The organism is Curtobacterium sp. MCBA15_009, from assembly GCF_001864895.1.
Classification (GTDB): domain Bacteria; phylum Actinomycetota; class Actinomycetes; order Actinomycetales; family Microbacteriaceae; genus Curtobacterium.
In genome coordinates, this window is sequence record NZ_MJGO01000008.1 from 31,315 (window position 1) to 44,409 (window position 13,095).

Genomic DNA, 13,095 nt, shown 5'->3' on the forward strand with positions numbered 1-13,095 from the left:
GCCTCCTGAACGCCGGCTCTCCATCCGGCGTCGAGCTGCCTGTCGTTCGGCTGGTGCGCCGCCACCGTTGTCTACGATGGAGCAGATGGCACGACGATCTGACCGCGGACGGCCGGGCGCCGACAGCCCTGCCGCGATCCGGCGACGCCGCCGCGTGTTCCCGGGCATCGCCCTCGGCACCATGGCCCTCGGGGTCATCGGCCTGCTCGTGATCCTGCCGAGCGTGTCGAGTGCCTGCCAGCCGGTCACGACGTCGTCGGGCGCCTCGGCGTCGAAGGTCGCAGCGGCGATCGCCCCCGGTTCGCGCGTGCTCATCGTCGGTGACTCGTACACCTCGGGGCGCGGGTCGACGACCGGCCTGCACGGGTGGGCGCAGGACATCGTCGCCGACCGGCGCTGGGACGCGAAGATCGACGGCTACCCGGGCACCGGCTACGTCGACACCGGCCGGACCGGGTCGTCGCACTACACGTACGGCCCGCGCATCGAGCGGCACGCGGCGTTCGACCCGCAGCTCGTGCTCGTGCAGGGCAGCCAGAACGACTGGCTCGTCGACGCCGAGATGCTGCAGGCGCGGGTCGAGCGCACGCTCCGGACGGCCGAGCAGACCTGGCCGGACGCGGTCGTCGTGGCCGTCGGCCCGTCGGCACCGCAGCCGTGGGCGCAGTCCACCACGGGGGTCGCCGCGTCGGTCTCCGCGGGGGCGGCGGCAGCGGGTGTGCCGTACATCGACGCGCTCGGCGGCGGGTGGTTCACCGCGGCGAACAGCCCGCGCTACCAGGCCTCCGACGGCGCGCACCTCAACGACGCCGGGTACCAGTACCTCGCCGACCGCGTCGCACAGTCCCTCGACGAGCTCGCAGGGCCCGCCGACGGCGACGAACAGTGCGCCTGACGCACTGACCACGCCTCGGGGTACAAGGCGCGCACAGGGGCCTCATGGTGGTTCCTCTGCACAACCCAGTCGACGTCCAGCGATCTGCTGGCCTGACGCCGATAGTCTCGTTCCCGGATCCGATCACCGGGTCCTGCAGCACCGCACCACCACGAACGAACGGGGTACACATCGTGTCCGAGCCCATCGACGCCACGCAGACCAGCACCACCGGTGACGCGCGCCGCCTCGTCGAGCTCGCAGCAGCGACGAACACGACGATGAGCAACGAGCTCCTGCTCGACACGCTCCGTCGGAACGCCCAGGTCACCACCCGCCACATCCGTGCGGACTTCGTCGAGGTCGCCTCGGCCACCGCGGTCCTCGGGTACGTCTGCAAGCAGCGCAAGGAGTTCGTCGCCCTGCGCGGCGACGACCCCGCCTGGGCGCACGAGGTGGGCCGCTACCCGAGCGAGTCCCTCGCGGTCGAGGCCCTGCGGATGCGCCGCGGCTGACCCGCAGCTCCGAGACGACGAACGCCGCCCCACACCGGGGCGGCGTTCGTGCGTGCAGCGGAGCGTTGGATCCCCCGCTGAAGCGACAGATCGCCGTCCTCCACCCGCGACGACTCCGCCAGAGCGACACGTTCCCGCGATCCTTCGGCGGGACGGAGTCGCTTTCGCGAGGCGGATCGCGGTGAGCGGGCCGGGCGGCCCGGCTCAGGACCAGACGCGGCGGATGCCCCAGCTGCCCGTCCAGGTCTCGTCGGGTTCGAGCCAGCGCAGTCCCTCGCCCGAGTTGAGCGCGTTGGCCGGTGCGGTCATCGGTTCGACCGCCACCGCCAGGCCCGTGCCGTCGCCCCGTGGGAACTCGCGCGACGTGAAGACCTGCACGTAGGGGAACGACGCGTCCTGCCAGAGCTGGACCCCGTCGCCTTCCGGGCCGTGCAGGGTCGTGTGCCGCACCCCGTCGGCGTCCGGCGTGATGTCGGTGTAGGCGGTGTCGAGGTCCGAGTCGCCGGCACGACGCCCCTGCCGCAGGTCGAACCCGGTGCCGTCGACGGACACCGTGCCGTTCGGCACCTTCTGGTCGTCGACCGTGAACGCGGTCGCCGCGTCGAGCGTGACGACGAGGTCGTCGGCGGGGGTGTCGCCGGCGCGCAGGTACGGGTGGGCCCCGACGGCGAAGGGCGCGCGCACCCCGGAGCGGTTCGTGACCTCGTGGGTCACGCGGATGCCGTCGTCGACGAGTTCGTGGTGCACCCGGGTCTCGAGGGTGAACGGCCAGCCGTGCTGCGGGTGGATCGTCGCCTGCTGCACGATGCCGGTCTCGGTCTGGGTCACGACGCGGTACGGCGCGAAGCGCAGGAGTCCGTGCGAGGCGTTGCCGTACTTCGGTTCGGAGACGTCGAGCTGCTGCGCCCTGCCGTCGAGCTGCCAGACGCCGCCCGCGACCCGGTTCGGCCAGGGCGCGAGGACGATGCCGTTCGCGCCCGGCGGCTGCTCGGTGACCGCGAACGGCTCGGTGAGGTCGAAGCCCGCGACCCGGAGTTCGCGGATGCCGGCCGCGACCTCGGTGACGACGGCCTCGACGACGCCGTCGGGTCCGGCGCGGTGCAGGTGGTACTGGCCACCGGTGGGTGCTGCGGTCATGGCGTGTGGTTCCTTCCGGAGGGTGCGGTGCGGTCGTCGCCTCCGTCGGCCACGAGGACCTGGACCCCGGCCGACCGGATCGTGGCGACCGCGTCCGCCGACGCTCCGGCGGTGACGACGACGTCGATGTCCTCGAGCGCGCGGACGACCCCGATGTGGGCCCGGCCGAACTTCGACCCGTCCGCGACCACGACCGTACGCCGAGCCGAGGCCGCGAGCATCCGCTTCGCCTCGGTCTCGGGCAGGTTCACGTTCGTCAGCCCGTGCTCGACGTCGACGCCGGTGCCGCCGATGAACACGACGTCGGCCGCGATCATCGGCAGCACGGTGCCGTTGAAGGGCGCCACGAGGGAGTGCTGCAGGGGGCGCAGCGTGCCGCCGGTGACGACGACGGTGAACCGGGGCACGGCCGGCTCGAGGGCGAGCGCGGTGGTGAGCGAGTTCGTCACGACGGTGACGTCGACGAGGTCCGTGCGGGCGACGAGCGCCGTCGCGACCGCGGCCGGGGTGGTGCCGACGTCGAGGACGACGCACTCGCCGGACCGCACGAGGGACGCCGCCGCCCGACCGATCGCGGCCTTGGCCGCCTGGTGCTCGACGGCGGTCTCCTCGAAGGGTCGTTCGCCGGGACCGGCCCCGAGACGGACGGCACCGCCGTGCACCCGCCGGAGCCGGGCCTCCTGGTCGAGGACCGCGAGGTCCTGCCGGACCGTCACCTCGCTCGTGCCGAGCGCCGCGGCCAGGGCGGCGGTCCGCACCAGGCCGGGTGCACCGTCGACGATGGCGACGATGCGGTCCTGCCGCAGCGGCGCGGGCAGCGCGCCGGCGAGGAAGGCGAGGTCGTCGTCCGTCATGTCCCAAGTTTCACTTGCTTGCGTTGCCTTTCGCAATGCTTCGGATGCGTACTAGGGTGGTCGGGTGATCACCAAGCGCGCGACGAAGCTCGCGGACGGCCGCGACCTCTTCTACTTCGACGACGCGGACTCCACGCTGCCCGCCGAGCGAGCGATCGACGGCCGCGCCCTCGACCCCCGACCGGAGACCGCCCGGATGCGGCAGGACGTCCTGACGGGCGAGTGGGTCTCCATCGCGGCGAGCCGGCAGAACCGCGCGTTCCTGCCCCCCGCCGACCAGGACCCGCTCGCGCCGCAGACGCCGGCGAACCCCTCCGAGATCCCGAGCACCTACGACGTCGCGGTCTTCGAGAACCGGTCACCGTCCTTCGGCCCCCTGCTCGAGGCGGACGACGCCCCGGAGTCGCTGGCGTCCCTGTCCGAGGTCGGTCTGAACCGGCAGCTCCGCAGCGTCGGGCGGTGCGAGGTGGTGTGCTTCTCCCCCGCGACCGAGGGCTCGTTCGCGTCGATCACCGAGTCGCGCGCCCGCACCGTGGTCGAGGCCTGGGCGGACCGCACCGCCGCGCTCTCCGCGATGCCCGGCATCGAGCAGGTCTTCCCGTTCGAGAACCGGGGCGAGGCGATCGGCGTCACGCTGCACCACCCGCACGGGCAGATCTACTCGTACCCGTACGTCACGCCCCGCACGCAGCGACTCCTCGACTCCATCGACCGCTTCGGTCCGGACCTGTTCGCGCAGCACCTGGCGAACGAGCAGGCCTCCGAGCGGGTCGTGCTCCGGGGCGAGCACTTCACGGCGTTCGTGCCGTTCGCCGCGCGCTGGCCGATCGAGGTCCACATGCTGCCGCACCGCCACGTGCCCGACTTCGCCGGCCTGACCGACGCCGAGAAGGACGAGCTCGCGCACATGCACCTGCGCCTGACCCGCGGCATGGACGAGCTCTACGAGGACCCGACGCCGTACATCGCCGCGTGGCACCAGGCCCCCGTGCACGTCGGCCGGGACACCGTGCGGCTCATGCTGCAGATCACCTCGCCGCGTCGGGCGGCGACCAAGCTCAAGTACCTGGCCGGCAGCGAGGCCGCCATGGGCGCCTGGATCGGGGACCTCGTGCCCGAGCAGGCCGCCGAGTTCATCCGAGGAGGGATCGAGCGCGCATGACGTTCCAGCAGGTCTACGGGTACGAGCCGACCGTGCGGTACTCCGCTCCGGGTCGGGTCAACCTGATCGGCGAGCACACCGACTACAACGACGGGTACGTCCTGCCGTTCGCGATCGACCGCCGCACCACCGCGTCGATCGCCCGCCGCGACGACCGGGTCATCCGGGTCGCGTCTGCCTTCGACACGGCGGGCGGCGCGGTGTCGCTCGGACTCGACGACCTGTCGCCGGACGCCATGGACGGGTGGTCGGCGTACGTGTTCGGCATCGCCTGGGCGCTGCGCGAACACGCCGGTGTCGACCTCGCCGACCGGACCGGCTTCGACGTCTTCATCGACTCGGACGTCCCGGTCGGCGCGGGCCTGTCGTCGAGCGCCGCGATCGAGTGCGGCGTCGCCCTGGCCTTCAACGACCTGTGGGAGCTCGGCCTCGACCGGAAGACCCTGGCCCGCGTCGGCCAGTACTCCGAGAACCACGCCGTCGGCGCACCGACCGGCATCATGGACCAGTCCGCGTCGCTGCTCGGCGAGCAGGACGCCGTCGTGTTCCTCGACTGCCGCACGCTCGACACCGCCGTCGTCGACCTGGCGCTCGAGTCGAACGGCCTCGAGGTCCTGGTCATCGACACCCGCGTCGAGCACGCCCACGCAACCGGCGGCTACAAGGCCCGCCGCGACTCGTGCGAGCGCGGCGCGCAGGTCCTCGGCGTCGAGGCGCTGCGCGACGTGGGCGTCGACGACCTGCCGCGTGCGCAGGAGCTCCTGGACGACGAGACCTTCCGCCGTGTGCGCCACATCGTCACCGAGGACCAGCGCGTCCTCGACACCGTCCGGACGCTCCGCGAGCAGGGTCCGCGGGCGATCGGTCCGCTGCTCGTCGCCTCGCACGAGTCGATGCGCGACGACTTCGAGATCTCCGTGCCGGAGCTCGACCTGGCGGTCGCGACCGCGGTCGAGCACGGCGCCGTCGGCGCCCGCATGACAGGTGGCGGCTTCGGCGGAGCGGCGATCGCGTTGGTCGACCGGGAGGCCCGTGGTGCGATCACCGCGGCCGTCACCGCCGCCTTCGCCGACGCCGGGTACCGCGAGCCGAACGTCTTCACGGTGCACGCCGCACAGGGCGCCCGCCGCGACTGACCTGCTCGCCGTGGCCCGTCAGCCGTCGTGCGACGGGTACTCGACGGCGATCGACACGTCGCCGAGCATGAACGGGTGGAGCACACCGTGCCCCACCGCCCAGAACGCCCACTTGTACTGCACGATGAACAGCACCCACACCAGCACGGTGACGCCGACGACCCCTGCCAGACCGAGGGCGAGCACGCGGTCCTGGTCCCAGCGCGCAGCACCGCGGCGGGCGACCCCGACGACGAAGCCGGCGACGGCGAAGCCGATCGTGAGCACGACCCAGCCGATCCAGGGCCGGGCCTGGAACTCGACGGACCCGAGGGAGACGTCCGCGGTGCTCCCGGGCAGCAGCGGGCCGGCCGACCAGTTCTGCCCGAGCACCTGCAGGAAGAGGCAGAGCAGGGTGATCCAGACGAGCTTCCGGGCGTCCTTCGTGAACAGCGTCTCGCGGCCCTGTGGCGCCGCGGCGGTGATCGTCATGCTCGAACCGTAGCGCGGCGCGGCCCGCAGCAGAACCGCCCGTCCGAGGGGCGGTCGCGGACCCGGCCGCCCCCGCGACCGGACCGGCGCGACGGGGGCGGGTCGGGCCTCCCGGCCGCCCTTCGTGCGCAGGAACGGTCGAGTCACGCGCGGCAACCCGACCATTCCTGCTCACGAAGCGGGGCGAGCGCCCGCGCCCGCACCCGCTCGGTGCCTACTGCAGGCGGCGCTCCGCGGCCTCGACCACGTTCTTCATGAGCATCGCGCGGGTCATCGGCCCGACGCCGCCGGGGGTCGGCGACAGGAAGCCCGCCACCGACGCGACCGCGGGGTCGACGTCGCCGTGCAGCTTCGCCTTGCCGGTCTCCTCGTTCACCACGCGGGTGATGCCCACGTCGATCACGGCCGCTCCGGGCTGCACCCAGTCCGGCTCGACGAGCCCGGCGACCCCGGCGGCGGCGACGATGATGTCGGCCCGACGGCACTCCGCGGCGACGTCGGCCGTCAGCGAGTGCGTCAGGGTCGCGGTCGCCTCGAGGCGGGTGAGCAGCAGCCCGAGCGGACGGCCGACCGTCAGCCCCTGGCCGATGATCGTGACGTGGGCACCCCGGATCGGGATGTCGTACGCCTCGAGCATCGCGACGATGCCCCGCGGCGTGCAGGGCAGGGGTGCGTCGATCGTGCCGGCACCACCGGGCACGGCGAGCACGAGCTCACCGAGGTTGGTCGGGTGCAGGCCGTCGGCGTCCTTCGCCGGGTCCATCAGCTCGAGCATCGGGATCGGGTCGATGCCCTGCGGCAGCGGGAGCTGCACGATGAACGCGGTGACCCGCGGGTCGTCGTTCATCTGCAGGATCGCCGCCCGGATGTCGGCGGCACTCGCGGTCTCGGGCAGGTCGATGCGAACCGAGTCGAGCCCGATCTGCGCCGAGTCCTTGTGCTTGCCGGCGACGTACGACATCGAACCGGGGTTCGAGCCGACCATGATCGTGCCGAGGCCGGGACGGACGCCGTGCTCGTGCAGCCGGTCGATGCGGACACGGAGCTCGTCGAGGGTCCGGGCGGCGAGGGCGGTGCCGTCGATGCGGACGGCGCTGCCCTCCCCCGCCCAGCGCTCACGCGGCATCGGCGCGAGCGAGGACGCGGCGCTCACGCGTACAGCGGGAAGGCGTCGGTCAGGGCCGTGACCCGGGCCGAGAGCGCGTCGATGTCGGGGTCCGGCATGAGCGTCAGCGCGATGATGTCCGCCACCTCGGCGAACTCGGCGTCGCCGAAGCCGCGGGTCGCCAGCGCCGAGGTACCGATGCGGACACCCGAGGTGACCATCGGCGGGCGCGGGTCGAACGGCACGGAGTTGCGGTTCACGGTGATGCCGACCTCGTGCAGCAGGTCCTCGGCCTGCTTGCCGTCGACCTCGGACTCGCGCAGGTCGACGAGCACCAGGTGCACGTCGGTGCCACCGGTGAGCACGTCGATGCCGGCGGCCTTCGCGTCGTCCTGCGTGAGCCGGTCGGCCAGCGCCTTCGCACCACGGAGCGTGCGCTCCTGGCGGTCCTTGAACTCCGGCTGGCCGGCGAGCAGGAACGCGGTGGCCTTCGCGGCGATCACGTGCATGAGCGGGCCACCCTGCTGGCCGGGGAACACGGCGGAGTTCAGCTTCTTGAAGAGCGACTCCTCGTTGGACAGGATGATGCCCGAGCGCGGACCGGCGAGGGTCTTGTGCACCGTCGACGACACGACGTGGGCGTGCGGGAGGGGCGACGGGTGCAGGCCCGCAGCGACGAGCCCGGCGAAGTGCGCCATGTCCACCCAGAGCGTCGCGCCGACCTCGTCCGCGATCTCGCGGAACTTCGCGAAGTCGAGCTGGCGGGGGTACGCCGACCAGCCGGCGATGAGGACCTTCGGCTGGTGCTCGATCGCCTTCGCGCGGATGTCGTCGTAGTCGACCTCGAAGGTCTCCGGGTCGACGCCGTACGCCACGGCGTTGTAGATCCGGCCGGAGAAGTTGAGCTTCATGCCGTGGGTCAGGTGCCCGCCGTGCGCGAGCTCGAGGCCGAGGATGGTGTCGCCGGCCGAGGCGATGGCGTGCAGGACCGCGGCGTTCGCGCTGGCGCCGGAGTGCGGCTGGACGTTCGCGTACGCGGCACCGAACAGCGCCTTCGCCCGGTCGATGGCGAGCTGCTCGGCGACGTCGACGAACTCGCAGCCGCCGTAGTAGCGCTTGCCCGGGTAGCCCTCGGCGTACTTGTTGGTGAGCACGGAGCCCTGCGACTCGAGGACGGCGCGGGGCACGAAGTTCTCGGACGCGATCATCTCGAGGGTGTCGCGCTGGCGGCCAAGCTCCTGCTGCAGGACGGCGGCGATCTCGGGGTCGACCTCGCTGAGCGGGGCGTTGAACGCGGCGCGGGCGGCGGCCTGGTCGACGGCACCGGCGGGAGCGCCCGTCGACTCGGACACGAACGGGGGCAAATCGGTGATGGACACGGGACTCCTACGGTGTGCGGACGACCAGCTGGTCGCACTCGGACGGTCGGTCGGTGCAGCCCAGGCGTACGGCCGCGCACCGTGTCGGTTGTCGCTCCCCGATGGTGACCCATCCAACGCCAGTCGCGACGTGACGATCGTACCGAGCGGCTCGCGCTGTGTCACCCTGGTGGCATGACGCTGCTCTCGCCGGACGTGGACGAACGGACGAGCGTCCGTGCCGACACCCCGTGGGTCACCGTGGTCTGGGACGACCCGGTGAACCTCATGTCCTACGTGACGTACGTCTTCCAGCAGCACTTCGGGTTCTCCCGCGAGCAGGCCGAGCGGCTCATGCACCAGGTGAACGACGACGGTCGGGCGATCGTGGCGTCCGGCCCGCGCGAGTCGATGGAGGCCCACGTGCAGTCCATGCACGGCTACGGCCTGCAGGCGACGGTCGACAAGGCCCCGGCACCGTGATCCCGTTCGTCCGCCGAGCCGACGGCCTGCACCTCGGCCTGTCCTCCGGCGAGCGGGACCTGCTCGCGTCCCTGACCGAGCAGCTCCGGCAGGTGCTCGACGGCGACCTGTCGGCGGACCCGGTCGCCGAGCGGATGTTCCCGGACGCCTACCCGGACGACGACGCGGCGAGCGCGGAGTTCCGGCAGTACACCCGCTCGGACCTGTTGACCCTGAAGACGACGAACGCCGCGATCGTGCACGACTGGCTGACGGGCACCCGCGACGGCGCCCTCGCCGGCGAGGACGAGCAGGCGTGGCTCCGCACCCTGACGGACCTGCGGCTGACGATCGCCGACCGGCTCGGCATCGAGGACGCCGACGACGAGGAACGCTCGATCGAGGCCGACGCGGGCGTCGGCCTCCGCGACGTCTACGACTGGCTCGGGTACGTGCAGGAGCACCTGGTCACGACGATGACCGCCCAGCTGTGACGGTCGCCTTCCGCGCGACCACCGAGGACGACCGGGAGGCCCTGCTCGCCTTCTCGACGCGGGAACCGGTCGCGTGGACCGGTGCGGGCCGGTACCGCGCGGAGGCCGCCACGCGCAACCACCGCCCGGAGTGGTCGTGGGTGGCGGTCCGCGACGGGCGCCCGGTGGCACGGGCCCTCTGGTGGGGCGGCGCGGACGCGGCGGCACCGTCGACGCTCGACGACCTGCTGGTCTCGCCCGACGTCGCGGACGACGAGCGCGTGGCGATCGCCGCCGGGTTGATCGCGGCCGGCGGGTCCGCGTTCGGGGTGCTGCCGGAGTGGATCGTCGACGTCGCGGTGGACTGGCACGACGACCCCGAGGCCGTCGCTGCGCTGTCGTGGCGGGCGGCGGCCGCTCGGTCGGCGGGACTCGGCCGGTCGACGGAACGGGTGAGCGTCGCGTGGACACCGGACCGCGGCGTCCCGACGTCGTCCTCGCTGCGCTTCCGGGCCGGCGGGGACGACGAGTTCGTCGACCTGTTCGCCCGCGTCGCCGTCGGGAGCCTCGACGCCCACACCCGGGCGTCCGTCGAGGAGCTCGGTGCGAGGGGCGCCGCTGCCGACGACCTCGCCTTCTACCGTTCCCTGCCCGGGTCGCGGGACGACTGGCGGGTCGCACTCGACGCCGAGGGGGTCGTGGTCGGGTTCGTGCTGGCGACGCGCACCGCGTACGACGCGGCGATCAGCTTCATCGGCGTGCTGCCCCAGCACCGGGGCCGCGGGGTCGTCGACGGCCTGCTCGCCGAGGGGCTGCGGGTGCACGCCGAGGCGGCGGAGCCGCGGGTGGTCGGCACGACGGACGCGGCGAACACCCCGATGCGCCGGGCGTTCGAGCGTGCCGGCTTCGTGGTGACGAAGCGCCGGATCGTGTTCGAACGCTGACCCGGGCCGCCCCGAACGGGCGAGCACGAGGCATCCGGATAACAGAAGGTGGACTTGCAAGTCGTCCTGCTCAGGGGTAGCGTCCGAGCGTGTCCGATCTCCCCGTGTCCGATGCGACCGTGCTCGACGCGACCGAACTGGCCGACGCCGTCCTCACGATGCACGGCCGGCTCCGACGGTCGCTGCTCGCCTCGAAGGCCGACGAGGTCACCGCGTCGCAGACCGCCGCCCTCGGCCGCCTGCTGCGGCACGGGCCGGCCACCGTCGCCGACCTGGCACGCGCCGAGGGCGTCCGGCCGCAGTCGATGGGGGCGACCGTCCAGGCCCTCGTCGACCTCGGTCTGGCCGAGCGGCAGCCCGACCCGACGGACGGCCGGCGGTCGATCGTCAGCGCGACGGCGGCCGGTCGGGACGCCCGCCAGGCCGCCTGGGCCGCGCGGAACCGCGAACTCGCCGAGCGGCTCGCGGCCCTGCCCGAGGCGGACCGGCGCGTCGTCGCGCGGGCGATGGACGTGCTCGGACCCGTCGTCGATCCCTGACCCGCGCACCCCTCGTCCCGTCCTGCAACCCGGAAGAAGTGTCCTCACGTCCACCACCACGACCACGACCCCCGGCACGACCACGGGCAGCGGCTTCGGCCCGAAGCTCCTCGTCCCGGTGCTCGTCGGGCCCCTGCTCAACCCGATCAACACCACGATGGTGTCGGTCGCCCTCACCCCGATCTCCCGCGACCTCGGGATCGGTGCGGCGCAGGCGATCTGGCTCGTCGCCGCCCTGTACCTGGCGAGTGCGATCGCGCAGCCGACGATGGGCAAGCTCGCCGACCGGTTCGGCCCGAAGAAGGTGTTCCTGACCGGGCTCGTCATCGTCGGGATCGCCGGGGTGGTGCCCGAGGTCCTGACCGGGTTCGGCGGCGCCGTGACCGCCCGGGTGCTCATCGGCATCGGGACGTCGTCGGCGTACCCGGCGGCGCTCACCACGCTCCGCCAGCACTCCGCCCGGGTCGGGAAGCCGACGCCACCGCTCGTCCTCGGGGCGCTGTCCATCACGTCGCTCGTGTCCGCAGCGGCCGGGCCGCCGCTCGGCGGGGCGCTCATCGCGGCCTTCGGCTGGCACGCGATCTTCCTGGTGAACGTGCCGCTCGCGGTCTTCGGCATCGTCGTGGCGGCCCTGTGGCTGCCGTCCGACCGGCTGCGCCCCCGCGAGGTCGACGAACTGCCGGTCCTGCAGGCGCTCGACCCGCTCGGCATGGTGCTCATGACCGGCACCGTCTCGGCACTGCTCGTCTTCCTGCTCGACCTGTCCGCCGGGCTCTGGTGGCTGCTCGCCGTCGCCGTGGTGCTGCTCGTCGCGCTCGTGCTCTGGGAGCTCCGCGCCGTGCGACCGTTCGTCGACGTGCGGCTGCTCGCCCGGAACGGCGCGTTGTCCCGCACGTACGGCCGGCTGTTCCTGACGTACCTGCTCGCCTACACGATGACCTACGGGTTCTCGCAGTGGGTGCAGGACGTCGCGGGCTACCCGAGCGACGTCGCCGGGTACATCCAGCTGCCGGCCGCGATCGTCGCCGGGGTGGCCTCGTTCGTCGTCGCACGCAGGACCGCGATCCGCGGGCCGCTCGTCGTCGCCGCGCTCGTGCCGATCGTCGGCGGCGTGCTCCTGCTCTTCCTGCACACCGGGTCGCCCGTCGTCCTGCTCGCCCTGACCCCGGCGCTGTTCGGGGTGCCGCAGGCCCTGGCGTCGGTCTCGAACCAGGCGGCGCTGTACCGGCTCGTCCCCACGGCGTACATCGGCACCGCCGCCGGGCTGTCACGCACCGCGGTGTACATCGGCGCGATCGCGGCGTCCTCGCTCATCGGCGGCGTGTTCGGCCAGGCCCCGACCACGCCGGACCTGCACGTGCTGGCGTGGGTGATCCTCGGCGTCGCGGTGCTCCTGGCCGTCCTGACCCTGGCCGACCGTCGCCTGCGTGCCGCGGACGCCGGGCGCCCCACCGCCGCTGCTCCCGCGTCTGACGCCGAGTGAGCAGAAGACGACGGGTCGCACCCACGCACCCGACGTCTTCTGCTCACTCGACCACCCGGAGTCCCTTGCCCCCGCGGAGACCGCGGTTTCGTGAGCAGGAAGTGTCGGGTCGTGGCCCCGCACCCGACCGTTCCTGCTCACGATCTGGTCGGACGCCGCTGTTCACCGGTAGCGTCGCCGGCATGGCGAACGGCGGCGGGTTCAGCAGCGACACCAGGGCGGGCGCGATCTGGAACGTGGTGATCTGCGGCATCATGTGCGTCGGTATCCCGATCGCAGCGATCGTCAACGCCGACCGGGGTTCCGCGTACGTCGGCATCGGCATCGCGGCGACGGTCCTGGCCCTCTGCATGGAGGTCTACTTCGTCCGCCGCCTGCTCGCGCACCGACGCTGACGACCGGCGCCCGCCCGCGCTGCCTCGCCCTGCCCCGGCCTGCCCCGGCCCGCCGACTTCGTGAGCAGAACGTGTCGGGTCGCGACCCCGCACCCGACCGTTCCTGCTCACCATCCGGTCCGGCGGAGCCGCGCGGAGCCGCGCGGAGCCCCGCGGAGCCCCGCGGGGCCGCGCGGAGCCCGGCGGA

15 protein-coding genes and 1 riboswitch are annotated in these 13,095 nt (G+C 72.9%); of the genes, 10 read left to right on the forward strand and 5 right to left on the reverse strand.

Going from position 1 to position 13,095, the window contains the following annotated elements; translation table 11 throughout:
- Window positions 1-85: 85 nt before the first annotated feature.
- Window positions 86-895 carry an SGNH/GDSL hydrolase family protein gene (locus BIU97_RS03500; protein ID WP_175472400.1) on the forward strand — a complete coding sequence of 270 codons (810 nt, stop codon included), beginning with the start codon at window positions 86-88 and terminating at the stop codon, window positions 893-895.
- Window positions 896-1,068: 173 nt separating this feature from the next.
- On the forward strand, window positions 1,069-1,389 hold the full coding sequence (locus tag BIU97_RS03505; RefSeq protein WP_071254067.1) for a hypothetical protein: 321 nt from the start codon (window positions 1,069-1,071) through the stop codon (window positions 1,387-1,389).
- 204 nt (window positions 1,390-1,593) lie between these two features.
- Here BIU97_RS03505 and BIU97_RS03510 read toward each other — a convergent pair whose 3' ends face one another.
- Both BIU97_RS03510 and BIU97_RS03515 read right to left on the reverse strand, forming a co-directional pair.
- Window positions 1,594-2,526 (reverse strand): aldose 1-epimerase family protein, encoded by a 933-nt coding sequence (locus BIU97_RS03510; protein WP_071297090.1) that lies wholly within the window; start codon window positions 2,524-2,526, stop codon window positions 1,594-1,596.
- Window positions 2,523-3,380 carry a DeoR/GlpR family DNA-binding transcription regulator gene (locus BIU97_RS03515; RefSeq protein WP_071254063.1) on the reverse strand — a complete coding sequence of 286 codons (858 nt, stop codon included), beginning with the start codon at window positions 3,378-3,380 and terminating at the stop codon, window positions 2,523-2,525. The genes BIU97_RS03510 and BIU97_RS03515 overlap by 4 nt, the downstream gene beginning before the upstream one ends.
- A 64-nt stretch (window positions 3,381-3,444) precedes the next feature.
- Here BIU97_RS03515 and galT point away from each other — a divergent pair, with 64 nt between their 5' ends.
- Both galT and galK read left to right on the forward strand, forming a co-directional pair.
- Window positions 3,445-4,542 (forward strand): galactose-1-phosphate uridylyltransferase, encoded by a 1,098-nt coding sequence (gene galT, locus BIU97_RS03520; protein ID WP_071254061.1) that lies wholly within the window; start codon window positions 3,445-3,447, stop codon window positions 4,540-4,542.
- A complete protein-coding gene (galK, locus tag BIU97_RS03525) occupies window positions 4,539-5,678 on the forward strand; it encodes a galactokinase (protein WP_071297091.1) in 1,140 nt (379 codons plus the stop codon). The genes galT and galK overlap by 4 nt, the downstream gene beginning before the upstream one ends.
- Window positions 5,679-5,696: 18 nt before the next feature.
- On the opposite strand, the gene BIU97_RS03530 is transcribed toward galK, so the two are convergent.
- The 3 genes from BIU97_RS03530 to glyA all read right to left on the reverse strand — a co-directional run bounded on the left by BIU97_RS03530 (window position 5,697) and on the right by glyA (window position 8,606).
- A complete protein-coding gene (locus tag BIU97_RS03530; protein WP_071297092.1) occupies window positions 5,697-6,149 on the reverse strand; it encodes a hypothetical protein in 453 nt (150 codons plus the stop codon).
- Window positions 6,150-6,363: 214 nt separating this feature from the next.
- Window positions 6,364-7,275 carry a tetrahydrofolate dehydrogenase/cyclohydrolase catalytic domain-containing protein gene (locus tag BIU97_RS03535; RefSeq protein ID WP_071297096.1) on the reverse strand — a complete coding sequence of 304 codons (912 nt, stop codon included), beginning with the start codon at window positions 7,273-7,275 and terminating at the stop codon, window positions 6,364-6,366.
- Between the two features lie 23 nt (window positions 7,276-7,298).
- Entirely contained in the window at window positions 7,299-8,606 is a 1,308-nt protein-coding gene (glyA, locus tag BIU97_RS03540) for a serine hydroxymethyltransferase (RefSeq protein ID WP_071297093.1), read from the reverse strand.
- A 78-nt stretch (window positions 8,607-8,684) separates the two neighbouring features.
- Window positions 8,685-8,770: riboswitch (ZMP/ZTP riboswitch) on the reverse strand.
- Between the two features lie 37 nt (window positions 8,771-8,807).
- Between glyA and clpS the strand changes: the two genes are divergently transcribed.
- The 6 genes from clpS to BIU97_RS03570 all read left to right on the forward strand — a co-directional run bounded on the left by clpS (window position 8,808) and on the right by BIU97_RS03570 (window position 12,908).
- Complete coding sequence (gene clpS / locus BIU97_RS03545) at window positions 8,808-9,095, forward strand: ATP-dependent Clp protease adapter ClpS (protein ID WP_071297094.1); 288 nt, start codon at window positions 8,808-8,810, stop codon at window positions 9,093-9,095.
- Complete coding sequence (locus tag BIU97_RS03550) at window positions 9,092-9,568, forward strand: DUF2017 family protein (RefSeq protein WP_071254051.1); 477 nt, start codon at window positions 9,092-9,094, stop codon at window positions 9,566-9,568. The genes clpS and BIU97_RS03550 overlap by 4 nt, the downstream gene beginning before the upstream one ends.
- Window positions 9,565-10,491, forward strand: a complete 927-nt coding sequence (locus BIU97_RS03555; protein ID WP_071297095.1) for a GNAT family N-acetyltransferase — start codon at window positions 9,565-9,567, stop codon at window positions 10,489-10,491. Before BIU97_RS03550 ends, BIU97_RS03555 begins: the two co-directional genes overlap by 4 nt.
- Before the next feature lie 89 nt (window positions 10,492-10,580).
- Entirely contained in the window at window positions 10,581-11,030 is a 450-nt protein-coding gene (locus BIU97_RS03560; RefSeq protein WP_071297097.1) for a MarR family winged helix-turn-helix transcriptional regulator, read from the forward strand.
- Window positions 11,031-11,148: 118 nt separating this feature from the next.
- Window positions 11,149-12,513, forward strand: coding sequence for an MFS transporter (locus BIU97_RS03565; RefSeq protein ID WP_083420813.1), 1,365 nt, complete (start codon window positions 11,149-11,151; stop codon window positions 12,511-12,513).
- Between the two features lie 182 nt (window positions 12,514-12,695).
- Window positions 12,696-12,908 carry a hypothetical protein gene (locus tag BIU97_RS03570; RefSeq protein WP_071254044.1) on the forward strand — a complete coding sequence of 71 codons (213 nt, stop codon included), beginning with the start codon at window positions 12,696-12,698 and terminating at the stop codon, window positions 12,906-12,908.
- Window positions 12,909-13,095 lie beyond the last annotated feature (187 nt).